The sequence below is a fragment of the Verrucosispora sp. WMMA2121 genome (assembly GCF_027460185.1).
GTDB classification, from domain to species: Bacteria; Actinomycetota; Actinomycetes; order Mycobacteriales; family Micromonosporaceae; genus Micromonospora; species Micromonospora palythoicola.
The window spans coordinates 181,442-206,828 of the sequence record NZ_JAPZBH010000006.1 but is presented as its reverse complement, the minus strand read 5'-3'; the positions used below and the strand labels follow the sequence as shown (position 1 = coordinate 206,828).

Annotated in this window: 27 protein-coding genes; 10 read left to right on the top strand and 17 right to left on the bottom strand. The window is 72.5% G+C overall.

Features of this window, described 5'->3' with window-relative positions; translation table 11 throughout:
• Positions 1 to 333: 333 nt before the first annotated feature.
• Positions 334 to 525 (bottom strand): DUF397 domain-containing protein, encoded by a 192-nt coding sequence (locus tag O7605_RS09940; RefSeq protein WP_269738905.1) that lies wholly within the window; start codon positions 523 to 525, stop codon positions 334 to 336.
• A gap of 43 nt (positions 526 to 568) precedes the next feature.
• Positions 569 to 1,411: a helix-turn-helix domain-containing protein gene (locus O7605_RS09935; protein WP_269738904.1), complete on the bottom strand. Its 843-nt coding sequence runs from the start codon at positions 1,409 to 1,411 to the stop codon at positions 569 to 571.
• Positions 1,412 to 1,552: 141 nt separating this feature from the next.
• On the opposite strand from O7605_RS09935, the gene O7605_RS09930 reads away from it, so the two are divergent.
• Genes O7605_RS09930 through O7605_RS09920 form a run of 3 tightly spaced genes read left to right on the top strand, consistent with a single transcriptional unit; the run spans position 1,553 to position 4,330 of the window.
• Complete coding sequence (locus O7605_RS09930; protein ID WP_269738903.1) at positions 1,553 to 2,179, top strand: GOLPH3/VPS74 family protein; 627 nt, start codon at positions 1,553 to 1,555, stop codon at positions 2,177 to 2,179.
• Positions 2,180 to 2,216: 37 nt separating this feature from the next.
• Complete coding sequence (locus tag O7605_RS09925; RefSeq protein ID WP_269738902.1) at positions 2,217 to 3,740, top strand: APC family permease; 1,524 nt, start codon at positions 2,217 to 2,219, stop codon at positions 3,738 to 3,740.
• A complete protein-coding gene (locus tag O7605_RS09920; RefSeq protein WP_269738901.1) occupies positions 3,737 to 4,330 on the top strand; it encodes a GNAT family N-acetyltransferase in 594 nt (197 codons plus the stop codon). The genes O7605_RS09925 and O7605_RS09920 overlap by 4 nt, the downstream gene beginning before the upstream one ends.
• Positions 4,331 to 4,390: 60 nt before the next feature.
• Here the strand turns inward: O7605_RS09920 and O7605_RS09915 are convergent, their stop codons facing one another.
• Positions 4,391 to 5,215 (bottom strand): SigB/SigF/SigG family RNA polymerase sigma factor, encoded by an 825-nt coding sequence (locus tag O7605_RS09915; RefSeq protein WP_269738900.1) that lies wholly within the window; start codon positions 5,213 to 5,215, stop codon positions 4,391 to 4,393.
• Between the two features lie 392 nt (positions 5,216 to 5,607).
• Here O7605_RS09915 and O7605_RS09910 point away from each other — a divergent pair, with 392 nt between their 5' ends.
• Positions 5,608 to 6,342 carry a hypothetical protein gene (locus O7605_RS09910; RefSeq protein ID WP_269738899.1) on the top strand — a complete coding sequence of 245 codons (735 nt, stop codon included), beginning with the start codon at positions 5,608 to 5,610 and terminating at the stop codon, positions 6,340 to 6,342.
• Here O7605_RS09910 and O7605_RS09905 read toward each other — a convergent pair.
• Positions 6,291 to 7,880: a phospholipase D family protein gene (locus tag O7605_RS09905; protein WP_269742586.1), complete on the bottom strand. Its 1,590-nt coding sequence runs from the start codon at positions 7,878 to 7,880 to the stop codon at positions 6,291 to 6,293. The two genes, O7605_RS09910 and O7605_RS09905, sit on opposite strands and share 52 nt — an antisense overlap.
• A 122-nt stretch (positions 7,881 to 8,002) precedes the next feature.
• On the opposite strand from O7605_RS09905, the gene O7605_RS09900 reads away from it, so the two are divergent.
• A complete protein-coding gene (locus O7605_RS09900; RefSeq protein WP_269738898.1) occupies positions 8,003 to 8,131 on the top strand; it encodes a hypothetical protein in 129 nt (42 codons plus the stop codon).
• A gap of 49 nt (positions 8,132 to 8,180) precedes the next feature.
• Here the strand turns inward: O7605_RS09900 and O7605_RS09895 are convergent, their stop codons facing one another.
• Both O7605_RS09895 and O7605_RS09890 read right to left on the bottom strand, forming a co-directional pair.
• On the bottom strand, positions 8,181 to 9,167 hold the full coding sequence (locus O7605_RS09895) for a pirin family protein (RefSeq protein ID WP_269738897.1): 987 nt from the start codon (positions 9,165 to 9,167) through the stop codon (positions 8,181 to 8,183).
• Positions 9,168 to 9,177: 10 nt separating this feature from the next.
• A complete protein-coding gene (locus tag O7605_RS09890) occupies positions 9,178 to 9,672 on the bottom strand; it encodes a MarR family winged helix-turn-helix transcriptional regulator (RefSeq protein WP_269738896.1) in 495 nt (164 codons plus the stop codon).
• 173 nt (positions 9,673 to 9,845) lie between these two features.
• Here O7605_RS09890 and O7605_RS09885 point away from each other — a divergent pair, with 173 nt between their 5' ends.
• The gene (locus O7605_RS09885) at positions 9,846 to 10,367 is read left to right on the top strand and encodes a GNAT family N-acetyltransferase (RefSeq protein WP_269738895.1); all 522 of its coding nucleotides are present in this window, start codon (positions 9,846 to 9,848) and stop codon (positions 10,365 to 10,367) included.
• Positions 10,368 to 10,421: 54 nt separating this feature from the next.
• On the opposite strand, the gene O7605_RS09880 is transcribed toward O7605_RS09885, so the two are convergent.
• Complete coding sequence (locus O7605_RS09880) at positions 10,422 to 11,009, bottom strand: general stress protein (protein WP_269738894.1); 588 nt, start codon at positions 11,007 to 11,009, stop codon at positions 10,422 to 10,424.
• 160 nt (positions 11,010 to 11,169) lie between these two features.
• Positions 11,170 to 12,567, bottom strand: coding sequence for a glycoside hydrolase family 6 protein (locus O7605_RS09875; protein ID WP_269738893.1), 1,398 nt, complete (start codon positions 12,565 to 12,567; stop codon positions 11,170 to 11,172).
• Between the two features lie 183 nt (positions 12,568 to 12,750).
• Between O7605_RS09875 and O7605_RS09870 the strand changes: the two genes are divergently transcribed.
• Positions 12,751 to 13,692 carry an NAD(P)/FAD-dependent oxidoreductase gene (locus O7605_RS09870; protein ID WP_269742585.1) on the top strand — a complete coding sequence of 314 codons (942 nt, stop codon included), beginning with the start codon at positions 12,751 to 12,753 and terminating at the stop codon, positions 13,690 to 13,692.
• Between the two features lie 33 nt (positions 13,693 to 13,725).
• On the opposite strand, the gene O7605_RS09865 is transcribed toward O7605_RS09870, so the two are convergent.
• A complete protein-coding gene (locus tag O7605_RS09865; protein ID WP_269738892.1) occupies positions 13,726 to 15,006 on the bottom strand; it encodes a cation:proton antiporter in 1,281 nt (426 codons plus the stop codon).
• 127 nt (positions 15,007 to 15,133) lie between these two features.
• Entirely contained in the window at positions 15,134 to 17,263 is a 2,130-nt protein-coding gene (locus O7605_RS09860; RefSeq protein WP_269738891.1) for an ATP-binding SpoIIE family protein phosphatase, read from the bottom strand.
• A 189-nt stretch (positions 17,264 to 17,452) separates the two neighbouring features.
• On the opposite strand from O7605_RS09860, the gene O7605_RS09855 reads away from it, so the two are divergent.
• On the top strand, positions 17,453 to 18,313 hold the full coding sequence (locus O7605_RS09855; RefSeq protein WP_269738890.1) for a mechanosensitive ion channel family protein: 861 nt from the start codon (positions 17,453 to 17,455) through the stop codon (positions 18,311 to 18,313).
• A gap of 70 nt (positions 18,314 to 18,383) precedes the next feature.
• Here the strand turns inward: O7605_RS09855 and O7605_RS09850 are convergent, their stop codons facing one another.
• The 6 genes from O7605_RS09850 to O7605_RS09825 form a co-directional block, all read right to left on the bottom strand.
• Positions 18,384 to 18,758: a DUF6401 family natural product biosynthesis protein gene (locus tag O7605_RS09850; RefSeq protein WP_269738889.1), complete on the bottom strand. Its 375-nt coding sequence runs from the start codon at positions 18,756 to 18,758 to the stop codon at positions 18,384 to 18,386.
• A 156-nt stretch (positions 18,759 to 18,914) separates the two neighbouring features.
• On the bottom strand, positions 18,915 to 19,127 hold the full coding sequence (locus tag O7605_RS09845; RefSeq protein WP_269738888.1) for a hypothetical protein: 213 nt from the start codon (positions 19,125 to 19,127) through the stop codon (positions 18,915 to 18,917).
• Between the two features lie 171 nt (positions 19,128 to 19,298).
• Positions 19,299 to 19,556: a hypothetical protein gene (locus O7605_RS09840; protein WP_099846597.1), complete on the bottom strand. Its 258-nt coding sequence runs from the start codon at positions 19,554 to 19,556 to the stop codon at positions 19,299 to 19,301.
• 142 nt (positions 19,557 to 19,698) lie between these two features.
• Complete coding sequence (locus tag O7605_RS09835; RefSeq protein ID WP_269738887.1) at positions 19,699 to 20,160, bottom strand: SRPBCC family protein; 462 nt, start codon at positions 20,158 to 20,160, stop codon at positions 19,699 to 19,701.
• A gap of 48 nt (positions 20,161 to 20,208) precedes the next feature.
• Positions 20,209 to 20,625: a DUF2795 domain-containing protein gene (locus tag O7605_RS09830; protein WP_164445267.1), complete on the bottom strand. Its 417-nt coding sequence runs from the start codon at positions 20,623 to 20,625 to the stop codon at positions 20,209 to 20,211.
• Between the two features lie 45 nt (positions 20,626 to 20,670).
• Positions 20,671 to 21,648: a YihY/virulence factor BrkB family protein gene (locus O7605_RS09825; protein ID WP_269738886.1), complete on the bottom strand. Its 978-nt coding sequence runs from the start codon at positions 21,646 to 21,648 to the stop codon at positions 20,671 to 20,673.
• A 140-nt stretch (positions 21,649 to 21,788) separates the two neighbouring features.
• Between O7605_RS09825 and O7605_RS09820 the strand changes: the two genes are divergently transcribed.
• A complete protein-coding gene (locus O7605_RS09820) occupies positions 21,789 to 22,190 on the top strand; it encodes a ChaB family protein (protein ID WP_269738885.1) in 402 nt (133 codons plus the stop codon).
• A 75-nt stretch (positions 22,191 to 22,265) separates the two neighbouring features.
• On the opposite strand, the gene O7605_RS09815 is transcribed toward O7605_RS09820, so the two are convergent.
• The gene (locus tag O7605_RS09815; RefSeq protein ID WP_269738884.1) at positions 22,266 to 23,699 is read right to left on the bottom strand and encodes an aldehyde dehydrogenase family protein; all 1,434 of its coding nucleotides are present in this window, start codon (positions 23,697 to 23,699) and stop codon (positions 22,266 to 22,268) included.
• 69 nt (positions 23,700 to 23,768) lie between these two features.
• Here O7605_RS09815 and O7605_RS09810 point away from each other — a divergent pair, with 69 nt between their 5' ends.
• Positions 23,769 to 25,382, top strand: a complete 1,614-nt coding sequence (locus O7605_RS09810; protein WP_269738883.1) for a phytoene desaturase family protein — start codon at positions 23,769 to 23,771, stop codon at positions 25,380 to 25,382.
• Positions 25,383 to 25,387: the final 5 nt, after the last annotated feature.

The window sequence follows — 25,387 nt, the reverse complement described above, 5'->3', positions numbered from 1 at the left end:
TGGCCAGCTTGCCCAGTTCCGGGCATTTCAGCAGGTCACTAGGGGGTTGCGTGGGTTGAAGCAGAGCAAAGGGCGGAGGGTGGAAGGTGGGTTGGTGGCCGTGGCTGTTGCGGACGGTAACCTCCGGCGTGCATTGCCTCGGTCACAACTGGTGACGGGTCGGTCCTGGTCGTCTTGCCCGACGGTGGACTGCGGCGGCGCGGGGCGGCGCGGCAGGGGACCGGCCGCCGTGAGGGGTGAGTCGCTCGCCGGCCTCGGTCGCCACCCGGAAGCGCGGCGCAGGGCGGGACGGCGCCGGGCAGACGGTGTGGGCCCGGCGGGCGGTGGGTGGGGTCAGCGAGTGTGGACGCTGGCGACGAAGGCGTGCCAGGCCGACGGCGGGAAGGTCAGCACCGGGCCGTGCCGGTCCTTGCTGTCCCGCACCGCGACCGCACCGTCGACGGTGGCCACCTCGACACAGTTGCCGTTGCCCACACTGCGGGTGCTGGTGCGCCACTCCGCCCGGGACAGGTCGAGCGCGGTCATCGCGATCCCTCCGTCGATACCGACAGTGACCGCGATGCAGCGGTCACGTAAAGTAACGAGAAGCTTCCTTCAGGCGGATCAAAGACGCCGCGGGATCGAGTGCCAGACTGCACAGCCTCTCGTGCACAAGGCTATACGAGCGCACCTGCGCGACCTCCTCCAGTGCCAGGCCCGTGGAGAGATTTTCCAGGTAGACAACGGCCGCGTCGGCCGCGTCGGCGAACGTGAGGAGCACGTACGGCGAGTTCATCGCCGGATGTCCGCCAGCGTCGAAGGGAAGTACCTGGAGGGTTACGTTGGGTAGTTGGGCGAGGGTCTCCAGGTGGGTCATCTGGCCGGCCATGACGGTGCGATCGCTGACAGGGCGTAGCAGTACCGCCTCGTTCAACACCACCGACAGCTCCACCGGATCGTCGCCGCGCAGCACGTCCTGCCGGCGTAGCCGGGCGGCCACCTTGCGATCGAGGTCCTCCTCGCCGGCGGTCAGCCGGTACACCTCGCGGGCGTACGCCTCGGTCTGCAACAGGCCGGGCACCGCCTCGGCCTCGTACGTGCGCAGGGTGGCGGCCTCGGCCTCCAGTCCGACGTAGAACTCGAACCATTCCGGAAGCACGTCGCTGTAGTGCTGCCACCAGCCGCGCTGCTGGGCACCCCGGGCGATCTCGATGAGGGCCTCGGCGTCGCTGCCGGTGACCTGGTACAGCGCGAGCGCGGCCCGGACATCGCGTGGCTTGATGCCGATCTGCGCGTTCTCGATGCGCGACAGGTTGCTCTTGGACATGTCCAGTTGCCGGGCGGCGACGTCCAGGGTCATGCCGGCGCGCTCCCGCAACTGGCGCAGTTCCCGGGCGATACGGCGGCGTCGAACGGTGGGGCTCGCGGTCACCCTCCGAGTCTGTCACGGGAAAAGGCGCAGGTCGCTTCACCACAGAGTGCAACTGGCGAAAACGGGAGTTGCGTTGCAGTTGCGCTCGGTGCATCCTTTCCCGGTTAGCGATCACTGTGGACGGCCGGCTCGGGAGGACGTGTGCTCACCGCCGACGAGTTCTTTCTGATCGCGCACAACGACACCCGGGGCAAGGCGAAGCTGCACCCGGCGGCGACCAGTCTCGGGCTGGCCGGGGGGCTTCTCGGCGAACTGACCCTCTATGGACACATCACCGTCTCCGGGGGGCAGGTCGCGGTGATCGACCGCCGGCCACCGGCCGACGCGTTGGCCCACACGGTGCTGGACCAGCTGGTCGGCGAGGCGCAGCACCAGTCGGTGCGTACCTGGCTCAGCTTCCTCGCCCAGACCTCGGTGACCGCGGTGGGGGAGCGGCTGTCCCGGGCCGGCGTGCTGCGCCGGCAGGAGAGCCGGCGACTGCTGCGGACCACCGTCACCTACCAGCCGATCGATCTCAACGTCGTGGCCTGGCCGGCCACCCGGCTGCGGGCGCTGCTGGAGCGCGCAGAGCCGCCCAGCGTTCCCGACGCGACGCTGCTCGGGCTGGTCGCCGCCGCCGGCCTGACCCGGGAGGTGCTGTGGAGCGCGGGTCCGCGCGCACACCACCGACTCAACCTGATCATCCCGGCCCTGCCGGACCCGCTGAAGGAACTCGTGGCGCACACCGAGGCAGCCGTTGGTGCGGCGGTGCTGCGCGGCGCCCCCTGACCCGGTACACCCCCTTCCCCTCAGACCGGAGCGGTACATGTCCTCGACAGCGACAACCGAACGACCGAGCAACGTCTCCGAAGCGCTGGCCCGCGGCCGGCTCGGCGTTCCCTCAGTGATCTTCTTCGTCCTCTCCGCGGCGGCGCCGCTGACCGTGGTCGCCGGCGTGGTCACCACCGGCTACGGGGTCATCGGCGTGCTCGGCATTCCGCTGGCCTTCCTGGCGGTGGCCGTGGTGCTCGCCGTCTTCTCCGTCGGCTACGTGGCCATGGCCCGGCGGATGGCCAACGCCGGCGCCTTCTACGCGTACGTGGCCCGGGGGCTCGGACGCCCGGCCGGTGTGGGTACGGCCTGGGTGGCGCTGATCGCCTACAACGCCCTCCAGGTCGGGCTCTACGGAACGATCGGCGCGGCGGCGGCACCGGTGCTGGACCGGCTGTTCGGGATCACGCCACAGTGGTGGATCGTGGCGCTGGTGGCGTGGGCGCTGGTGGCGATGCTCGGCCTGCTCCGGGTGGACATCAACGGCATGGTGCTGGCGGCGCTGCTCTGCGCCGAGATCGCCATCATCGTGGTGTTCGATCTCGGCCAGCTGGGCAACCCGGCCGGCGGCAGCGTGAGCTTCGCCGCGTTCTCGCCGGAGAACTTCTTCGTGCCCGGGCTCGGCGCGGTACTGGTGCTGGCGATCCTCGGTTTCGTCGGCTTCGAGGCGGCGGTGGTCTTCAGCGAGGAGAGCAAGGACCCGAAGCGTACGGTGCCGATGGCCACCTACCTGTCTGTGGCGATCATCGCGGTGGTCTACGCGCTCTCCTCGTGGAGCATGACGGTGGCGGTCGGGCCGGACCGGATCGTCGAGGAGGCGGGTACCCAGAGCGTCGAGCTGATCTTCAACCTGGCCGGGGCGCACCTGGGCGACACCGTTCTGACCATCGGGCAGGCACTCTTCCTGACCTCGGTGCTGGCCGCCATGATCTCGTTCCACAACACCACCGCGCGCTACGCCTTCGCGTTGGGTCGGGAACGGGTGCTGCCGGCGGTGTTCGGGCGGACCTCGCCGACCACCGGGGCACCCCGGGCCGCCTCGATCGCACAGAGCGTGCTGGGCCTGCTGGTGATCATCCTGTACGCGGTCAACGGCTGGGATCCGGTCCTGCAGCTGTTCTTCTGGCTGGGCACCAGCGGCGGCTTCGGCGTGCTGTTGCTGATCGCGACCACCGCGGTCGCGATCATCGCGTACTTCGCCCGCAGTGGTGAGCAGGAGACGCTGTGGCGGCGGCTGGTCGCGCCCGGCCTCGCCGCGATCGCCCTCGTCGCGATCATCGTGCTGGCGGTGCAGAACTTCGCCAACCTGCTCGGCGTCGAGCCGGACTCCCCGCTGCGCTGGGCGATCCCGCTGGCCTACCCGGTGGCGGCGCTGCTGGGCGGACTGTGGGGCCTGTCGCTGCGGCGGCGGCGTCCCGACACGTACGCCCGGATCGGCCTGGGCGCGGAGAGCGCGGCGGCCGTGGTGGTTCCCCCGCCGGCCACCGAGCCGGTGCCGACGGCGGAGGTGCGGCGATGAGCGAGCCGGAGATCGGGCGGCTCGGCGCGGACGACACCCGCTGGGTCGCGGCCCGGATAGCCGAGGCGTTCATGGTGCTGGACCAGCCCCGCTGGCTGGTGCCGGACGAGGCCAAGCGGGAGTCGGTGCTGGCCGGGAACTTCGAGATCATCGTCGAGCACGCCACCCGGCACGGGCTGGTGTTCGGCACCGAGGACCGCGCCGGGGTGGCCGTCTGGTTGCCGTCGGTCGGTGAACCACTGCCGCCGCCGGAGGACTACGACGCCCGGCTGGCCCTGGCGTGCGGGGAGTGGACCCCGAACTTCGTGCACCTGGACGAGCTGTTCGCGGCGAACCATCCACACGCCGACCACCATCATCTGGCGCTGCTCGCGGTGCGTCCGGACCGCCAGGGCCAGGGCGTCGGCACGGCACTGCTGCGTCACCATCACACCTGGCTGGACGCCAACGGCATGCCGGCGTACCTGGAGGCGAGCAGCGAGACCAGCCGTGACCTGTACGCGCGGCACGGCTACCGGGTCGCCGAACCGTTCCGGCTACCCGACGGCACGCCGTTCTGGCCGATGTGGCGGGATCCCGTCGCCGGCTGAGGTGGCGCGAAGACGATGGTGGCCGGGTCCGTCGGACCCGGCCACCATCGCCACCCCCTCCTAGTACGTGCCGTCGAGCTGCCCCCGCAGCTTCGTCAGGGCCCGGGCCAGCAGCCGGGACACGTGCATCTGCGACACGCCGATCTGCTCCGCGATCTGCGACTGCGTCAGGTTGCCGTAGAACCGCAGCGTCAGGATCTTCTGCTCGCGCTCGTCGAGCGTGGCCAGCGCCGGGCCCAGCGCCACCCGCAGCTCGGCCAGCTCGAACTCGCTGTCCTCACCGCCGAGCATGTCGCCCAGCTCGGTCGCGCGGTCGCCGTCACCGGTCGGGGTGGACAGCGACACCGCGTTGTACGCGCGGGCGCCCTCCAGGCCCTCCAGCACCTCTTCCTCGGTGAGCTTGAGGTGGGCGGCGATGTCGGCCACGGTCGGGGACCGGCCCAGGGACTGCAGCAGTGAGCTGTTGGCGTCCGAGATGGCCAGCCGCAGCTCCTGCAGCCGGCGGGGCACCCGGATGTCCCAGGTCCGGTCGCGGAAGTGCCGCTTCAGCTCGCCGATGATGGTCGGGATCGCGTATCCGGCGAAGTCCACCCCGCGGGAGGGGTCGAACTTGTCGATGGCCTTGATGAGGCCGACGGCGGCGGTCTGCGCGAGATCGTCGGTGGGCTCGCCGCGCCCGCTGTAGCGGTGAGCGAGGTGGTTGGCCAGCGGCAACCAGGCCTCGATCGCCCGGTCGCGAAGCGCGGCTCGGGACGGGTGCCCGGCCGGCAGCGCGGCCATGGCGTTCAGCAGCTCGGCGGCGCTGTCGGTGAGCGCCCGCGGGTCGAGCTTCGGGGCCGGGGTCGCCGGGGTGGTCGCCGATTCGGTGATCGTTGACGCGGTCATGGTGGTCCTCCCTGCACCTCGTCCGCGGATATAGACGTGACGCTTTGGTTGGTTCCGTTGGTACGTTCGGGAGTCACCTTAGCCCGATCGTCTCCTAGAAATCTAGCCGAACGGACGATGTACTTAAGTGATTTCAAGGCATGAAAGCCGCTAAATGCCCCACACTGGTGCGTCGATGAGGGTTGAACGACCGTGATTCTGCGGCCAGATCGACCGATCGGGCCAGTCGCGGATGCCCGGGCGACCCTCGTGGTCGGGCCGGACGAGGACGTCGGGCTGCCGGAACGGACGATGCCGGCGGGGATCGCAAGCGGAGTGTCATCAATCCGTCGTTGTCCCGTGAACGGGACTGGGCTTAGCGTCGCGGGGTACATCCCTGATCCGGAGGTGCCGTGCTCGATCCTGCCGTTCCCCACCTCGTCGTGAACAGCCGGACGCTGTACTTCAGCTGGCTGCCGGCGGACCCGGACGCGGTGGCGGCGCTGGTCCCCGCGGGGCTACGGCCCCACCCGGACCGTGAGGTCTTCATGAACCAGTACGTGGTGGACGACGAGAGCCAGACCTCGGGCTTCGGTTCCTACTCGCTCACCTATCTCGGTGTCACGCTCGTCGGGATGGACGCCCCGGACGGGGTGACCCCCGGTGGCTGGTGGACCCACTACGTCACCTCGAGCGAGCGGGTTCGCCACTACGCCCTGGCCCGGGGTGCCCCGGCCGTACCGGGTCGCACCACCATCACCGAGCGGGGCGACACGATCGCCACCGGGACGGACATCGAGGGCGTGCCGGTGATCCGAGCCCAGGTTCGCGTCGGTGACACCGGACACGCCATGCACAACGGCCACCACCGCTACCTGACCGAGTTGCACGGTCAACTGGTCAGCAGCATCTATCCGGTGATCGCCGAACCGTCCACCTCGTTCGAGATCGAATCCGTCGAGTTTCTCGATCCGGACCACCCGGTGTACGCGTTGCGCCCGGAGAACCCGCTCACCATCGCCTGGGGCTACTACTCGCCGCGCTCCTCGTTCGCGTACCCGGGTGGGCTGACGGTCCTCGGCGAGCTGACGCCGGGCTACCAGGTGCCCGACCGGCGGGCCCGCAGCGGCCTGCCGTCGGGGTCGTAGACCAGGCGGTACGCGGGCAGCGCCCAGACCCGCGTCCACCAGGGCAGGCGCCGGGCGCGGTGCGGTCGCAGCCGGCCGGGTGGGCGTGGTCCCACCTGGCCGCCGTCGTACCAGTGCTGCAACGCCTCGGCGGCGGCGGTGATCGCCGCGACCGCGTCGTCCGGGTCGACCAGGTCGGCGTCGTCGCCGCCGGCCGGATCGCGGTCCAGGTGCTCGCGGAGCAGGCGTAGCCGTAACTCCCGGGCGAACAACCGGGCCCCGTCACCCTGACCCGCCGGATCGTGCGGGGAGCGCTCGTCCGCGGTGTCGTCCAGCACGGCGCAGGACAGTTCGCTGTCGTGCGTCCAGGACCGCCGGTTGAAGTTGTCGCTGCCGACGCAGGCCCAGACGTCGTCGACCACACACACCTTGGCGTGCACGTAGACCGGGGTGCCGGCGTGGTTCTCCGCGTCGAAGACGTGCACCCGCCCCGCCGCGGCCTGCTCGCACAGGGCCAGCGCCTGCTCTCGACCTACCGTGTTCGGTGGCAGGGCCAGCCGCCCGTCCACGTCGGGATGGCGAGGCACCACCGCGACCAGGTGCAGCTCGGGATTGTCGCGCAGCGCCGCGGCGAAGAGCTCGGCCACCTCGGCGGACCAGAGGTACTGGTCCTCCAGGTAGATCAGCCGACGGGCCCGGCGTACCGCCTTGGTGTAGCCGCGAGCCACCGTGCGTTCGCCGTCCGGGGCGAACGCGTACCGGGGCCGGACCGCCGGATAGGTGCGCAACACCTGGACGTGGTGCGGCCCGCAGGGCGGCGGATCGGCGGGCTGGTCCGGCAGCGGCCCGGCGGTGAGATCCGCCCCGCGGAGCCGGTCGCGCAGATAGGCGAGGGGATTCTCCGAGTCCAGCGGCATCGGGTCGGTCCACCGCTCGCGGAACGTGGTGTCCAGCGCGCCCACCACCGGCCCGCGCAGCGCCAGCTGCACGTCGTGCCAGGGCGGACGGTCACCGTACGCGGCGGCCATCCGTACCGCCTGCGGGTCACCGTGGTGCGCGTCGTCGTCGCGGCGGCTGTGGCACAGGTCGATGCCGCCGACGAAGGCGATGTCCTGCTCGGGGGCGGCCGGGCGGCGCAGCACCACCAGCTTCTGGTGGTGCGATCCACCGCGCCGGACCCGCTGGTCGAGCAGCACCTCGCCACCGGCGGCCGAGATCGCCTCGCTGAGGTTGCGGTTCTCCTGGTGGCTGTAGGACAGCACGTCGAGGTGCGACCGCCAGATCAGTCCCTTGACCACCACGCCGCGCTGGGCGGCCCGGGCGAACAACTGGGAGATCGTCGGCCCGTCCGGGCGGAGCCGCTCGTCCGGATCACCCCGCCAGTCGGCGAAGAAGAGGTGGTCGCCGGCGCCCAGCCCGTCGACCTCGGTGACCAGCCGGTCGAAGTACGCGGCACCGTGAATCAGCGGCTCGGCGAGGTTTCCACTGGTCCAGACGGGTAACTCAGAGACCGGGTTGGCGCGTTCCGGTGCGGTGAGGAACCAGTCCTGCAGCGGCATGCTCCCGCCCTCAGAGAGGTCGTTCACGTCCTCACCATACGAACCCGTGGTCGGGCTCGCACGCTGGTGGGCTGCTGGCTGTTGGCGACCGACCCGCACCCCGAGCAGGGAGGAGCCGAAGCATGTCCGGCGAGCCGACGAACTCCGTGACCGAGCACCGCGAGCAGGCGGTGGAGGGCGAGCGGGGGGCGCTGTTGACCGTACTGGTGATGGTCCTGCTCGGCCTGGCCGGCATCTTCGCCGTCTCCTGAGCCGGCCGGGCGGCCCCGACACCGGAGCCGCCCTGCGTCCGACGGTCGCTCAGGGGCGCTCGCCCTGGCCCTCGGTGTGCGGCAGCCGCTGTGCCGGGACGACGCCGAGCCGGCCGGCCTGGAAGTCCTCGAACGCCTGGATCAGCTCGTCGCGGGTGTTCATCACGAACGGCCCGTAGTGCGCCACCGGCTCCCGGATGGGCTGCCCGCCCATGATGTAGAGGTCGAAGGTCTGGTTGCGGCTGTCCTGGCGGGCGTTCGCCTTGAACCGCAACGCGTCACCCGGCCCGTGCACGGCCAGCTGTCCGGTGCGGACGCCACGTCCGTTGGCGCCGACCGTGCCGCGCCCGCCGAGCACGTAGACCAGCGCGTTGAAGTCCGGCCGCCAGGGCAGATCCACCTGCGCCCCCGGCTCGACCGTCACGTGGGTGACGGTGATCGGGGTGTAGGTGGAGCCGGGCCCCCGGTTGCCGGCGATCTCACCGGCGATCACCCGGATCAGCGCCCCACCGTCGGGGGTGGTCAGCAGCGCGGCCTGGTTGCCCCGGATGTCCTGGTACTTCGGTGGGCTCATCTTGGCCGCCCGGGGCAGGTTGACCCACAGCTGGGTGCCGTGGAACAGCCCACCGCTGACCACCAGGTGCTCCGGCGGGGCCTCGATGTGCAGCAGGCCGCTGCCGGCGGTCATCCACTGGGTGTCGCCGTTGGTGATCGTGCCGCCGCCACCGTGGCTGTCCTGGTGGTCGAAGATGCCGTCGATGATGTAGGTGACGGTCTCGAAGCCCCGGTGCGGGTGCCAGGAGGTGCCCTTCGGCTCGCCGGGCGCGTAGTCCACCTCGCCCATCTGGTCGAGCATGATGAACGGGTCCAGCTCGCTCATCGGCACCCCGGCGAAGGCCTTGCGCACCGGGAAACCCTCGCCCTCGAAGCCGCTGGGCGCGGTGGTCAGCCGGCGGACCGGCCGGAAGGCGGTGGACTCGTCGAGCCGCGGCAGCCGGGGCAGGACGAGGACGTTGTCGACGGTGATGGCGGGCATCGGGGCTCCTTCAGTTGTCGCCGGGGGTGGTGGCGAGGGTGGCGTCGCTGCCGTCGGCCGGGCGCAGTCGTCGGCCGAGCCGGGTGAAGATCCGGGTCAGGGCGGCGACCTCGGTGTCGTCGAGGTCGTCCATCAGGTGGGTACGCACGGAGCGTAGGTGGTGCGGCGCGGCCTCCCGCAGCGCCAGCAGCCCGGCGGCGGTCAGCACCGCCTCGCTGCCCCGCCCGTCCCGCGGACACGGCTGGCGGGCGACCAGGCCCCGTCGTTGCATGGAGGAGACCTGATAGGTCAGCCGGCTGGGTGAGAAGACCAGGCGGTCGGCCAGCTCGCCCATCCGCAGTCGGTGCCCGGGAACCTCGGCGAGCAGCACCAGCACGTGGTAGTCGGCGAAGCTGAGCCCGCTGGCGGCACGTAGGTCGTCCTCGAGTCGGGTGAACAACCGCTGGCTGGCCTCGATGTAGGTCCGCCAGGCGGTCAGGCGGTCGCGGTCCAGGCTCTCGGTCACGTACGCCAAGGTAGCACTTATTCAAAATTTGAACAAGGGGTCGCCATCTTGGTGGCTGCGGTACGGGTGGGAGCGCTGAGCGGCGATGGTGAAGCTTTGAAGGAGTGCACCGGGTGGACCGCCGGGAGATGTCCGGTGCGCGGTCGGCGCGGGTGGTGTGAGACTCTGCCGCCGTGGAACTGACCGCTCCCGGCCTGCTGCTGCGCCCCTGGCGGGATGCGGACGCACCCGCCGTTCTGGAAGCCTGGCGAGATCCGGCGATCGCGCAGTGGAACCCGCAGGGCGACCCGCTCGATCTCGACGCCGCGCTGCGCTGGCTACGGTGGCGGGCCGACTGGTCGGGCGGGGGTCACGTGTCGCTGGCGGCGGCCGATCCGGCCGACCCGGAGATCCTGCTCGGTTCGGTGTCGCTGCACCGCATCCACGCCGGCGACGCCTCGATCGGTTACTGGACGGTCGCGGCCGCCCGTGGTCGCGGGGTTGCCACCGCGGCGGTGGTGCGGCTCAGCCGGTGGGCCTTCACCGACCTCGGGCTGGAGCGGATCGAGCTGTGCCACGCGGTGGCCAACCCGGCCTCCTGCCGGGTCGCCGAGCGGGCCGGCTTCGCGGCCGAGGGCACGCTGCGGCAGTCGCACCGCTACGGCGACGGGCGCCGCTACGACGAGCACCTGCACGCCCGCCTCGCCACCGACTGACCGGGCGGCCCCACCCTTGAGGCGGGACGGCCCGGTCGGTGGTGTCGGACGGAGTCAGCCTGCGGTCTGCGGCGCGCGTCCACCCAGGTTCAGCCGGCCGAGCAGTTGTCGGGCCTGGTCGGCAACGTCGGCCTCCACGGTGACCGCGTACCGGTTGGCCCGCAGTGAACTGGCGGAGGTGAAGTCGCGCTGCCCGCCCGTCATCGCGTGTGCGACGGCACCGAAGACGGCACCCCAGATCGCACCGATGACGAGGCCGGCGAGGATCACCGCCACCCAGTTCCCGACGGTGAAGATGCCGAACAGCAGGCCGATGAACAGACCGAACCAGGCCCCCGTACCCGCGCCGACAAGTGCCGCGCGGGCGGTGGTGAGCCGACCCAGCACGGTCTCCACCAGGGTCAGGTCGGTGCCGACGATGGCGGTGCGTTCCACCGGGAACCGGTTGTCGGCGAGATGGTCCACCACCCGCTGGGCGCTCGGATAGTCCTCGAACGCGCCGATCGTCACGGTCGGTGGGCCGGTCGGTGGCCCGTGGCCGTTGCCACTGGGCGCGGCGGGACGGCCGCCGGGGCCCGACGGGAGGGTGCCGCCGCCGGTCACGCCCGGCTGCCAGGCCGAGGGGTTCGACTGTGTGGTCATGGTCTCCTCCTTCGTCACCGGTCGCCTACCCCGCGTCGGCGCAGCGGTAACGCCCAGGTGGCCGCGGGCTCGCGAGCCCGGCTGCCCGGGAGGCACAGGGTCGGCCCCCGGCCCCGCCGTACGGGCGGCGGTGCCGGGGGCCACGGGACGGGTCGGGCTATCAGGCGCAGGCGGTGCCGTTCAGCGTGTAACCGGTCGGCGCGGCCAGGCTGCTGCCGGTGTAGGTGCCCTGGAGACCGACGCTGAGCGTGCCGCCGCTGGGCAGGCTGCCGTTCCAGGGGGCGTTGCGGACCGTGATCTGGTTGCCGGACTGGCTCCACTCGCCGTTCCAGCCGTTGCTCAGCCGTACCCCGGAGGCGACGTTGAACGTCAGGTTCCAGCCGTTCAGCGCCGCGCCGCGGTTGGTCACCCGGATCTCGGCGGTGAAGCCACCGGTCCACGTGTTCGGGGTGAACGTCACCGAGCAGCCACCGCCGGGCGGGTTGGTGGTCGGCGGGATCGTGGTCGGCGGGGTGAACGTCGGCGGGGTGGAGGTGGGCGGGGTGCTGGTGGGCGGGGTGGTGGTCGGCGGAGCCGTGGTCGGTACCGGACCGGCCGCGATGGCCAGGTCGTACGCCCGCTGCGGCACGAACTGACCCGCCGCCGCGATGCAGCCGTCCGCCTCGCCGGGCAACTTCACCCAGAGGAACGCGTCGATCGCGGAGTCGCCGGTGTTGGTGGTGCTCGGGGTGCCGATGGCCCGCCCCGGCGGGTCGCACCACTCGGAGCCGGCCGGACCGTTGCCGTTGCGGCTGGTGTCGACGACCGCCTTCAGCCGGGAGTTGCCGGTGGCCGCGATGATCTGCTTGGCGTACGACACCTCGTCGGCGGTGCGGCGGTAGTTCGACACGTTGACCGAGATGCCGTCGGCGCTGTTGGCGACGTCGGCGGCGTTCAGCCGGGCGGCGGCCTCACCGGCGGAGAGCCAGCCACCGTGGCCGATGTCGAAGTAGACCTTGGCTGCGGAGGAGCCCCGCTTGAGCGCCTTGCCGGCGTACGCCATCGAGGCCCGCACCTCGGCCTGCTGGCTCTCGTTCATGCAGCTGCTCATGATGGGGAGCACGTCCGGCTCCAGGATGATGCTGGCCGGACGGCCACCGAGGCCGGCGGCGACCTGGTCCACCCACTGCCGGTAGGCGCTGTGGTTCGGGGCCCCACCCGCGCTGTGGTTGCTGCAGTCGCGGTTGGGGATGTTGTAGACCACCAGGATCGGGATCTTGCCGGCGGCGGCCGCGGCGCCGACGAAGGAGTCCACCTCGGCGCGTACGGTCGAGGTGTTGGTGGTGGTGTACCAGCGGGGTTGCGGCACGCTGGCGATCCGGTCCCGGATCACGGCGGCCTTCGAGTCGTTCGGGTTGGCCGCCACCCAGCGGGCGGCGCTGGTCTGCGGGTCGACGTAGAAGGCGGAGTCGGCGGCCGCGGCGGGCGCGGGGCGCAGCGCGCCCACGCCGACGCTGCCGGCCACGGTCAGTGCCGTCGCCACGACGCCGACCAGAGCGAACGTGCTACGGGTTCTCATGGTCTGCTCCTCGTACCCATCGAAGAAAGTGCGTGGAAGCGCTCCCACATGTCCGACAAGGTACGGGCTTATTGCCGGCCTGTGAAGAGTTTCCGGAACAAGTCGACCGACTACCGTTCCGGCGGGCGTCGAAGCCGAGACGTACCGTCCTACGATCACCGGATGCGTGGTGAACCGTCGGGTGTGGTGGTGATCGGTGCCGGCATCGCCGGTGTGGCCTGCGCCCGGGAGCTGCGCGACGCCGGGGTGCCGGTGCAGATCCGGGAACGGGGACGGGTCGCCGGTGGCCGGATGGCCAGCCGGCGCTTCGACGGCCGCCCCGCCGATCTCGGTGCCGCCTACTTCACCGTGAGCGACCCCGAGTTCGCCGAGGTGGTGCGCGGCTGGCGGACGGCCGGCCTGGCCCGCGAGTGGACCGACACCTTCGTGGCGTACGACGGTGGCGGCCGTCGCGCGGCGCCCGGACCGATGCGGTGGTCGGCGCCGCGTGGGCTGCGCTCACTCGTGGAACATCTCGCCCGGGACCTGCCCGTGGTGGTCAACCGGCTGGTGCTGGGTGTCGGACCGGGACCGACGGTGGACGGCGAGGACTGCGCGGCGGTCGTGCTGGCGATGCCCGGGCCGCAGGCCGCGCTGCTGCTCGACCCGGAACTCGTCCCGGCCACCGACGCCGTGGGACGGCAGCGGTGGTCGCCGACGCTGGCGGCGATGCTGCGTTTTCCGTGCCGGCGGTGGACCGACTTCGGTGGCGCCTTCGTCAATGATCATCCACTGCTCAGCCTGGTCTGCGACGACGGCGACCGGCGCGGTGACGGCGCCGCGGTCCTGGTCGCGCACACCACCGAGGGGTTCGCCGCCGGACACCTGGCCCAGCCCACCGCGGCCGCGCCGCAGATCGAGGCGGCCGTACGCGACCTGCTCGCCCTGCCCGACCGGGCGGAGTTCGTGCACGTGCACCGGTGGACGTACGCCAAGCCGGCCGACGGCGGTGGCCCGGACACCGGCTTCCACCTCGACGACGACGGCATCGGGCTGGCCGGGGACGCGTTCGGCAGACCCCGGGTGCAGACCGCCTGGCGCTCCGGCCGCGACCTCGGCCGCGCCCTGGCCCGCCGACTGGCCTGACGCTCCGGCTGCCCCGCGTCGTCCGGCGGGCGTTCAGGCGGCGACGGCGGGGGAACGCTCCGGCGGGGACGCCGATCTGGTGCGCTCGCCCGACGCGTCGAGCATCCGCATGACCGGCGTCGCCGCGACTCCGTGCACCACCACCGAGAGGATCACCACCAGGGCGACGGTGGCCCAGACCAGCTCCGCCTGAGGAAAGTCCGCCTTGGTGGTGGCGTACGCCAGGTAGTAGAACGAGCCGATGCCCCGGATGCCGAAGGCCGCGATCACCAGGTGCTCCGCGGGCCGACCGGGAGCGCCGCGCAGCGCCAGCCAACCGACCAGCGGTCGGACCACGAACACCAGGGCCAGACCGACCAGGGCGGCGGGCCAGGTCAGACCGGCCAGCAGCCCGCTGATCACCGCGCCGCCCAGCAGCAGCAGCATCAGCACCGTGAGCAGCCGTTCCACCTGCTCGGCGAAGTCGTGCAGCACCGCGTGGTACTCGTGGTTGCGCTCCGCCGCCCGGATCGCGCGGGCGGCCACGAAGACCGCCAGGAAACCGTAGCCGCCGGCCACCTCCACCAGCCCGTACGCCAGGAAGGTGGCGGCCAGCGCCAGGAACCCCTCCGCGTGCCGGGCCAGCCGCAGCTCGCTGGGTGCCCGGAAGAAGAGTTTGCCGAGCAGCCACCCGATCAGGAGCCCACCGGCCAGCCCGACCGTGAGCTTGTAGAGCACGTCGAGCGTGATCCAGCGGACCAGCCAGTCGCCGGGGGCGAGACCGGCGCCCGCGATCGCGATCGCCGCGTAGACGAACGGGAAGGCCAGGCCGTCGTTCAGCCCGGCCTCCGAGGTGAGCGCGAACCGAACCTCGTCCTCGGCATCCTCGTCAGCGTTGGGCTCGCCGACCTGGACGTCACTGGCGAGCACCGGATCGGTCGGCGCGAGCGCCGCGGCGAGCAGCAACGCGCTGGCCGGCACCAGACCCGCCCACCACCAGCCGAGCAGGGCGACGGCGGCGATGCACAGCGGCATGGCCACGGCGAGCAGCCGCCACGTCGACGACCAACGCGCCCAGCTCAACGGTCGGTCGATCTTCAGGCCGGCACCCATCAGCGCGACGATCACGCAGATCTCGGTGAGATGGGTGGCGATATCCCGATGCGTGAGGGGATCCGGCACGGGCAGACCGGTGGGCAGCAGGTAGATCAGCATCCCGAGGCCGAGGAACGCCAGCGGCATGGACAGCGGACGCCGCTCCAGCAACCGTGGCAGGATGCCGGCGAGCAGGGCCGCCACACCGAGCACCGCGAACGCAACGTCGATCGTCTCCACCGGACCGCCTCTCGCCACGCCCGCGGCACGCGGACAGGTGGCGCACAACGTGCCCCGGCTGACGTTCCGGTAATCCGGAATTCCGCCCCAGGGGCTGACGCCGCGCCGACGCCCTCGGTCCGGCGCCTCAGGCGGGTGGCAGCAGGATCTCGAACCAGACCGTCGAGCCGCGGACGGTGGGGTCGGTGCCCCAGGCGTCGCTCAGCTCCTCGATCAGGCCCAGTCCGCGCCCCCGGCTGCTCAGGGTCTCCGTGCGGGCCCGGGTCACCGTGCCCCGGGAGCCGGAGTCGGCCACCGAGACGAGCAGCCGCTCGGGGCTGAGGTCGACCTCGACCCGGGCCGCCGTGCCGGCGTGCAGCAGCGCGTTGGTGGTCAGCTCGCTGGTGCACAGCACCGCCGCGCCGATCACCGACTCCGCGACCTCCCACTCGGTCAGCTGGGCGGTCATCCAGTGCCGCACCCGGCTCGGTGCGGTCGGCTCGGCGGGCACCTCCATCCGCGCCGACCGGCTGGGCCGCACCGCGTACTCGACGGCGAGCACGGCCACGTCGTCCTCGGTCGCGCCGGGCACGGCCGCGGAAGCCACCGCGCACAACGCCCTCGGGTCGCCACTGGGCGCACCGGCCACCGACTCCGCCAGCCGGGCCAGGCCGTCCGACAGGCCGTGCCGGCGTCGCTCCACCACACCGTCGCTGAACAGCAGCAGCGTGTCACCGGGAACGAACGCGACGGTACGCGTCGCCGCCCGGTAACCGACCCCCAACGGAGCACCCGAGGGCACGTCGACGTACTCGGCCCGCGGCTCACCCGTCGGCGCACAGCGACGCACCAGTGGCGCGGGATGACCGGCACTGGCCAGGGTCAGCTCCTTCCGGCCGACGTCGATGACGCCGAACGTCACGGTGACGAACAGCTCGTACGTGCCGGCCTCGGCGCCCAGACTGCCCACCAACCGATCGAGCCCGGCGAGCACCTGGTCCGGGCGCGGATCGTTGAGGGCCAGCGCCCGCAACGCGGCACGCACCTGCCCCATCCGGGCGGCGGCCTGCACGTCGTGGCCGGCGACGTCGCCGAGGACCACGCCCAGGTCGCCGGTGGGCAGCAAGAACGCGTCGTAGAAGTCACCGCCGGCGGCGTTGCCGTCGACCCCCGGGTCGTAGCGCGCGGCGATCCGTAGCTGGGGCAGGACCGGCAGGTGCTCCGGCAGCATGCTCCGTTGCAGCAGTTGGGCGGTGCCGTGCTGGGTCTCGAAGCGGCGGGCCCGCTCGGTGGCCTGCCCGACCAGCTCGGCCGAGGCCGCCAGCAGCGCCCGCTCCGCGGCCGACCACGGATGCGGCGAGCGGTAGCCGACGGTCAGCGCTCCCCGAACCACCGACGCCCGCAGCGGTACGGCCGCCAGGGCGCGGATCTTCTGGTCGTGCCGGTCGGCCGCGATCTCGTGCAGCGGCTGGCCGTCGTCGATGAAGCTGGCCTGGCCGGTGCGGGCACTGACCACCACGGGTGCCGACCAGCCGGCGGGACCGCGTCGCCACAGTGGGGGCAACCGTTCGTCCGCCTCGTCCACCAATTCGCCCCGGACCCGCCGGACCATCCGCCACCCGGTGCCGCCGCCCCCGTCGTCCACCGCGAACGACACCCGGTCGGCGTCGAACGAGGTGATCGCGTAACGCAGCGCGACCCGGGCCACGTCGTCCAGGGTGAGCGTGCCGGACAGCGCCGCGGCGAAATCGCTGAGACCCTGCAGCTGCCGGGTCGCCGGGCTGGTCTCGGCGACCACGGACAGCACGCCGACGACCCGGCCGTGGCTGTCCCGTACGGGTGAGCACGCGCGGGTGTAGACGGGTTGGTCGAGCGCGACGGAGGCGGACTGCAGCGGGAGCGGGATCTCCCGGTCCAGGACCGGCACCCCGGTGCGGTAGGTCTGCTCGACGACGTCACCGACACCGGGGCGCTGCCAGACCTCGGCGAAGACCTCGGCGGGGGGCCGCCCCATGGCGTCCGGATGTCGGTCGCCGATCAGGTCGGCGTACGCGTCGTTGTACAGCAGCAGCAGGTCCGCGCCGAGGTGCAGGGCCATCGGAGCCGGGGAGGCGAGCACCACCTCGACGGTCGCGCGGACGGCGGGATCCCACGACTCGTACGGACCGAGCGCGGTGTCACCCCAGCGGGGGTGGCGGGCGACGGCCGCCGTGCCCGGCACCGCCGTGCCCGGCAGCGGGCCTGATGGCGTGGGTACTCGCCCGACCGTTCCTGGCATGAGCGCAGCCTAGTCCGCCCGCTCGACCCACGTTCCGGATCATCGGCCGGGCGCGCCGGACCGGGACGTCAGAGCAGGTCAGAGCCATTCCGGTGCGATCTGTCCAGAAAAAAGGGGGTGACCGTGGCGGCGTGCCGACCGGGGGAAGGGGTAAGCGCGCCGGGCAATCCATGCGACAGGAGGGACATCATGCCGGAAACCCTCGCGGCCAGGCAGGTCGACATCGGTGACGCCGCGGCCGACATGTGGAGGTCGGTGCTGCTGTTCGTGCCCCGGGCCATCGCGTTCATCGCGATCCTCGTGGTCGGATGGCTCATCGCCAGAGCCGTGCTCAAAATCGTGGACACGGTACTGGAACGGGTGGGGTTCGACCGGTGGGTCGAACGGGGCGGTATCAAGCGTGCGCTGGAGCGGACGCGGTACGACGCCAGCGACATCCTGGCGCGGCTCGCGTACTACGCGGTGCTGCTGTTCACCCTTCAGTTCGCCTTCGGCGTCTGGGGACCGAACGCGATCAGCGATCTGATCGCGGGCGTGGTGGCCTGGCTGCCCCGGGCGTTCGTCGCGATCGTCATCGTGGTGGTGGCGGCCGCGATCGCCAACGCGGTGCGGGATCTCGTCACCGGGGCGCTCGGTGGGCTGTCGTACGGCCGGTTCCTGGCCGACGTGACGGCGATCTTCATCCTCGCCCTGGGTGTCATCGCGGCGCTGAACCAGGTGGGTATCGCCACCACCGTGACCCAGCCCGTGCTGATCGCGGTGCTCGCCACGGTGGCCGGCATCCTGATCGTCGGCGTCGGTGGCGGTCTGGTGCGGCCGATGCAGAACCGTTGGGAAGGCTGGCTCACCCGAGCGGCCGAGGAATCGCGGGCGATCCGTGAGCAGCGGCAGGGCGCCGAGGCCGGCCGCGGTGACATGCAGCGGCAGATGGCCGACCGGCCCGGTGCCGCCCAGCCGGCCTCGCGGGGATCGGAGTCCTCGATGGCCGGCGGCCGGGGTACCTACCAGTCCGGCAACAGCGGCGACGAGACCCAGCAGTTCCGTCCGTGACGGTCGGACGCTCGCGTCGCGGGTCGCGTTGAGACGGGTGTCCGCCGCCTGGCGGACACCCGTCCGCACGTCACAGCGGTGGCGGCTGCGCGGCCGGCGTGTCCAGCGCGGCCGTCAGCGCGCAGACGGCGAGCAGGCGCACCGTCACCCAGTCCGCCTCGGCCCAGTCGATCGGGGCGGCGGCCGGCTGCCAACCGTGCTCCTCGGCGGCGGCGCACATGCCGTCGGCGTACCCGGCGAGGGCGGCGGCGCTCAACGGCCGCCGGTCCCCGTGCAGACTGTCACGCACCGCGGCGGCGTGCTGGTCCACGGCGGCGAGCAACCCCGGCCGGGCGGCGGCTGCGGCGAGTCCGTCGAGACCCACGGCGTTGGCGAGGGTCATCAGACTGGACCGCGCCCAGTCGACGGCGGTGGGGGAGACGACCCGGTTCGACGACACGCGCATAAGGAACGAATGTAGCCAACCGGCGGGGCCGCGACCTCGGCCGCTCGGACGGTCCCGGCGGCACCGGGTGGTGTCCGCCGGATGTCCGAGGGGATCGAGTCGGGCGCGGCGGACGGCGGGAACCGGACGCCCCGCCACGACCGGCAGCAGAAGGCCCTACTCGGCGGAAGAGGCGTCCGCCGGGCGGCGACGCGCGGCGTCGTCGGCGATGATCACGGTTGCCACCATCAGCGCGACGCAGAGGCTGAACAGCCACGAGCTGTCGTCGACCAGCCTGGCCGAGACGGGTGCCTGCACGGCGGCGAGGAGGAAGCCGAGCCATGCCAGGCGGCGCTGACGGGTGGAGAGGAAGCCGGAGCCCTGATGCATTCCGAAAGTCTTGCGCGCGTCAGGGCCGTTGCCGTCAGCCGAACGGCCGATTCTGCCGGAGCTGTCCGAATTCACCGCCCGTTCGGCTGAGGCCGCCGGGCTGCCGGGCCTGGCCCTGCGGGTACGCCCCGGACCACCGCCGGAGCCCGGAACGTACCCGTAGGTGGCGTGTCAGAGAGTGTCCGGACCGGTACGCCCGGTCGTGGACGGGCGGTAGGCGCGGTCCGGGTCGGTGGGCTCACGACCCGTGCCGGGCACCTCGCCGCCCCGGTCGGCCGCCTCGGGGCCGTGTCCGAAGGCCGCTTCCTCCCCGGCGTCGTTGCCGGTCACGTCGTCGGCCTGCCCGTCGAGGGTGGATCGGGCGACGGCCCGGTCCAGCTCCTCGAGGGGAAGTCGTTCCTCGTTGCGCCACGCCCTGTCGTCGGTCATGCCCATCGCGGTACCCCCGCCCCGTCGTCGCAAACGACACCGGGGGCCGGGCGTGACCGTGCCTCGGTACGGCAGCGGACCCGGTCAACCAGCGACGGCCGCCGGGTACGCCCGGCGGCCGTCGTGGGTGTCGTCGCGGGGATCAGGGCTGCGGACGGTCGACCTGACCGCGCCACGCTCCGGTCTCCTGACCGCGCCGCTCGATGAACGCCTTGAAGCGCTGCAGGTCGCCCTTGGCCCGACGGTCGACCACGCCGAGTTTGTCGCCGGCCTTCTCGATGACCCCGTGCGGGTCGAACTCCAGCTGGAGGGAGACCCGGCTGGTGTTCTCGTCCAGCCGGTGGAAGGTGACCACCCCGGAGTGCTGGGTGCCGCCGGTCGACCGCCACGCCACCCGCTCGTCGGGCAGCTGCTCGGTGATCTCGGCGTCGAACTCCCGCTTGACCCCGGCGATCTCCACGGTCCAGTGGGTCATCGTGTCGGAGAGCTGGCGAATCTCCTGCACACCCTCCATGAACTGCGGAAACTCCTCGAACTGGGTCCACTGGTCGTACGCCGTCCGGACCGGGACGGCCACGTCGACATGCTCCGTTACACCACTCATCGGAATCCTTCCCTGCACTTGGTGAGGCTTGCGGACCGGTCGGTCCACCTACCAGCGCGTCGTCTCGTTGGTGTGGCCGAGCGCCGCCCACACCTCGGACACCGTCTGGTACCGGGTGCTCTCGGGCAGGCGCTCCAACGCGGCCAGTACGTCGTCGGGGGCCTCGTTCTCCCGCGCGTTGGCGAGCAGTGCGGCCCGGTCCCCGGGCAGGGCGTTCATCGTGATGAACCGCCCCAGCCGGCTGCGGGCCTCGACATCCTCGGAGGTCATGCCCTGCGGAGCGCCGCTGCGCAGGTCGCCGGCCGGCGCCGTGGTCGGCTCCGGCTGGTCCTCTCCCGCGGGCTCCGGGACGCGGAACTCGTCGACCCGCGAGCCGCCCGTCCCCGGCCCCTGCACGAGGCCGCTGACCTCCTGGCTCATCTGCTCGTCGACCCTCGGTGAGTGCTTGCTGCTGCCGCGATCCATGTCTTCTGCGCTACCCGAGGGGGCGGGGGGTAAACCGATGCGCGGTCACCCACCGGCCGGCGACCGCGGCGGCAACACCGGCTCGTCGGTGTCCTCGCGGCCGGACTGCAGCCGCCGTCCCCGCTGTAGTTCGGCGTTGATCTGAACACCGAGCATCAGCGCGGAGTTGGACAGGTAGAGCCAGACCAGGAACGCGATCACCGCCCCGAGGCTGCCGTAGGTCGTGCTGTACGAGCCGAAGTTGGCCACGTACAACCCGAAGCCGAAGGAACCGAGTGCCCAGGTGGTCAGGGCCACCACCCCGCCCAGGGTGAGCCAGCGGAAGCGGGGTTGCCGCACGTTCGGTGCGACCCAGAACAGCAGGGACATCAACAGCATGCCGATCAACGCCAGCGCCGGCCACTTGGCCATCGCCCAGGCGGTGCGGGCGGCGCCGCCGGCACCCACCAGGTCGCCGACCGCGTCGGCGACCGGGCCGCTGACGATCAGACCGGCGGCCACGATGGCGAGCAGCACCAGCGACACGGCAGCCAGCCCGATCTGCGTCGGGCGCAGCCGCCACACGGGCCGTCCCTCGACCACGCCGTAGATCGCGTTCGAGGCCCGGGTGAAGGAGGCGATGAAGTTCGAGGCCGACCAGAGCGCACCGAGCAGACCGAAGCTGAGCAACACGCCGGCGGAACTGTTCTGGTCCACCACCTCGCGGACCACGCCGACGAAGCTCTCGTTCGCCACGACCGAGCCGGCGCCCATCTCGCGGGCCAGATCGAGCACCGTGTCGACGGTGCGTTCACCATCGGAGACCAGTCCGACCAGGGCCACCACCACGACGGTGGAGGGGAACAACGCCAGCACCCCGTAGTAGGTGAGAGCCGCGGCCCAGTCCGTGCAGTTGTCCCGCAGGTAGTTGCGCCCGGCCCGGACCAGCACGCCACGCCAGGTAGACCAGCGGAGCTGGCGGATTCCCGGCAGGCCCGGCGCCGACGGATCGGTCGACGGGGCCTCGGGGTTCGTCGTCGTCATCACCGCTCCCTGGGCGCTGCGGGCACGTGGATGGCCCCGCCGGTACCCGGCGCGTTCCGGCGGCAAACCCCGCCGGCGTTTGCCGCCGCGTCCCCGGGGTACGCCAATTCGAATCGCTCGCACACGGAGGAGGATTCGAGATGCCCGGGCGCGAGGTACTGCCCAGCACGCTGCGGCGCTCCCCGGAGAAGGCCCAGCGCACCTGGGAGAAGACACACGATTCCGCGGTCGAGACCTACGGCGAGGGCGAGCGGGCCCACCGCACCGCGTTCGCCGCCGTCAAGCACGAGTTCGAGAAGGTCGGTGACCACTGGGAGCCGAAGGGCCGCAAGGGCCCCAGCGACCGGCAGGCCGCCGGCGGCGGGCCGGCCCGACGGGCACCCACCGCCGGTGGGGTGGACGCGAACGCCACCAAGGAGCATCTCCTGGGGGTCGCCCGCGAACTGGACGTGTCGGGACGGTCGACCATGACCAAGCCGGAACTGGTCAAGGCGATCCAGAAGGCCAACGACCGACAGACCCGCAAGGCCCGCGGCGGCTGAGCCCGCCGTCGTCGACGGGGCCCGACACCGGGGTACGCCTCCGGCCGGGCCCCGCCCGCCTGCCCGTGCGCCGGCTCACCAGTGGCCGCCGCCGGGCGCCTGGATGTGCACCGCCTTGGTGGCGGTGAACTCGTCGAGCAGTTCCGGCCCGTAGCCGAAGCCCTGACCGCTGGCCCGGCGCGGGTGGGCGGCGCCGGCCGGTGCGCCACCGAACACCGAGTTGACCTTCACGGTGCCCACCGGCAGCTCCCGCCAGGCCCGCTGGGCGTGGCTCATCGACCCGGTCAGCACGGTCGCCGCCAACCCGTACGGTGAGTCGGCCGCGCACCGCAGCGCCTCGGAGAACGAGTCGACCACCACGACGGGTGCCACCGGGCCGAACGTCTCCTCCCGGATCAACGCCAGGTCGTGCCGGCAGTGGTCGATCACGGTCGCCGGGTAGAAGGCACCCGGCCCCTCCGGCAGGGTGCCGCCGACGCGCAGCCGGGCGCCGTCGGCCACCGCCGCGATCACCTGCCCGTGCACCTGATCGCGATGGCGCCGGTCGACGAGGGGACCGAGCTGGGTCCGCGGATCCCGTCCCGGGCCGACGCGCAGCGCGGCGGCCCGCTCGACGAGCGCCGCGACGAAGTCCTCGGCGACGTCGCGGTGGGCGTAGATCCGCTCCACCGCGACGCAGATCTGACCCGCGTTGGCGAACGCACCCAGGGCGGCCTCACCGGCGGCCCAGCTCGGGTCGACGTCGGCGTCGACGATCAGCGGGTCGCTGCCGCCGTTCTCCAGCAGCACCTTGGCGCCGGTGCCGGCCGCGGCCGTGGCGATCGCCCGGCCGGTGGCGCTGGACCCCACGTGCGCCACCATGTCCACCTCGGCGCCGGCCAGCGCCGCGCCGGTGGTCGGGCCGCCGCTGAGCAGCGACAGCACCCCCGCCGGCAGGGCGGTGTCGAACGCCCGGGCCAGCAGCCACCCGGTCGCCGGGGTGCGCTCGCTGGGCTTGTGCAGCACCACGTTGCCGGTGACCAGGGCCGCTCCGAGCAGCCCGCACGACACGGCGACCGGGTCGTTCCACGGGGTGATGGCCGCCACCACCCCACGCGGCTGCGGTGTCATGAAGTCGATCGCGGCGGGATCGCCGTGCAGGGTGCGCCCGCCCCGGGCCGGGGCGAGTTCGGCGTACTGCCGCAGGGTGGCGATGCCCGCCTCGACACCGCCCCGGGCGTCCGCCAGCGGCTTGCCCATCTCCGCGGTCGTCGCCTGGGCCAGGTCGTCGGCGGCCTCGGTGATCGCGTCGGCGACCCGGTGCAGCGCCGCGGCCCGGTCCGCCGGGGAGGTCGCCGCCCACTCGGACGCCACCCCCCGCGCCGCCGCCACCGCCTTGTCGACCTCGTCGGCCGTGGCGACCGGGGCACTTGTCACCGGGCGGCCGTCAGCCGGATCGTGCACCGTCAACTCGCCGGCCTCCCCGCCGGCACCCCACACCCCACCGATGAGCTGCGTGACCGTGTACATGGCGCGCTGCATGCCCGGGCCCGGCCGTGGCAAACGTTTCGCCCGGCGGGGCCGGGGTAGCGTCCTCGGATGACTTCGCCAGGTTCCCTCGGTGCCGAGCGGGCCGACGCCGTCGTCGTCGGTGCCGGACACAACGGCCTGGTCGCCGCCAACCTGCTGGCGGACGCGGGTTGGGACGTGCTGGTGCTGGAGGCGACCGGGGTTCCCGGCGGGGCGGTCCGCTCGGCCGAGGTGACCGCCCCCGGTTACCTCAGCGACCTGTTCAGCTCGTTCTACCCGCTCGGCTACGCCTCGCCGGTGTTGCGTGGGCTAGACCTGACCCGGTACGGGCTCACCTGGCGGCACGCCCCCGACGTGCTGGCCCACCTGTTCCCCGACGACCGGGCCGCCGTGCTCAACCGCGACCCCGCCGTCACGGCGGCCTCGCTGGAGACCTTCGCCCCCGGCGACGGCGAGCGCTGGCTGACCGCGTACGCGCAGTGGCGGCAGGTCGCCGAACCGATGCTGGAGCTGATCACCACGCCGTTCCCGCCGGTGCGCGGCGGCCTCGGCCTGCTGCGCCGGCTACGGGTCGGCGGCGCGCTGCGGCTGGCCCGGCGGCTGGTGCTGCCGGTGAACCGGCTCGGCGAGGAACTGTTCGCCGGCGCCGGCGGGCCGGCGTTGCTCGCCGGCTGCGCCCTGCACACCGACCTGTCCACGGAGGAGGCCGGCTCCGGCGTCTACGGCTGGCTGCTCGCCATGCTCGGCCAGCAGGTCGGCTGGCCGGTCCCGGAGGGCGGCGCACAGAAGATCACCGACGCGTTGGTGGCCCGGTTGACCGAGCGGGGCGGCCGGACCCTCTACGGCGCCCGGGTGGATCGGGTCCTGGTCGCCCGGGGTCGGGCGGTGGGGGTCCGCACCGTTGGTGGGGCCACCTGGCGGGCGCGTCGGGCGGTGCTCGCCGACGTGCCCGCGCCCGCCCTGTACCTGGACCTGGTCGGCCCGGCCCGGCTGCCCCCGCGACTGGTGGCCGACCTGGAACACTTCCGGTGGGACGGCTCCACGCTGAAGGTGGACTGGGCGCTGTCCGCTCCGGTGCCCTGGACGAACCGTCGCCTGGCCACCGTCGGCACCGTGCACCTGGGGGCGGACCTCGACGGATTGACCGGTTACGCCGCCAGGCTGGCCCTGGGTGAGCTGCCACCGGATCCGTTCCTGCTGGTGGGGCAGATGTCGGTGGCGGACCCGAGCCACTCGCCGCCGGGCACCGAGTCGCTCTGGTCGTACACCCACCTGCCGTTCCGCCGGCACTGGCGGGCCGACGACATCATGTCCCACGTCGAGCGGATGGAGACGGCGCTGGAAACCGCCGCACCCGGGTTCCGCGCTCTGGTGGTGGGCCGGCACGTGGCCGGGCCGGCCGAGTTGGAGGACGCCGACCCGAGTCTGGTCGGCGGTGCGCTCGGCGGCGGCACCGCCGCCCCGTACCAGCAGCTGTTCCTGCGGCCGGTACCCGGGCTGGGCCGCGCCGACACTCCGGTGGATCGGCTCTTCCTGGCCAGCGCGTCGGCGCATCCCGGCGGGGGTGTGCACGGCGCCCCCGGCGCGAACGCCGCCCGCGCCGCGCTGGCCCGGGACCGTGCCCTCACCGGTGGGGTGTACCACCGGGTGATCGCCACCGCACACCGGGCCGTCTACGAATGACCCGG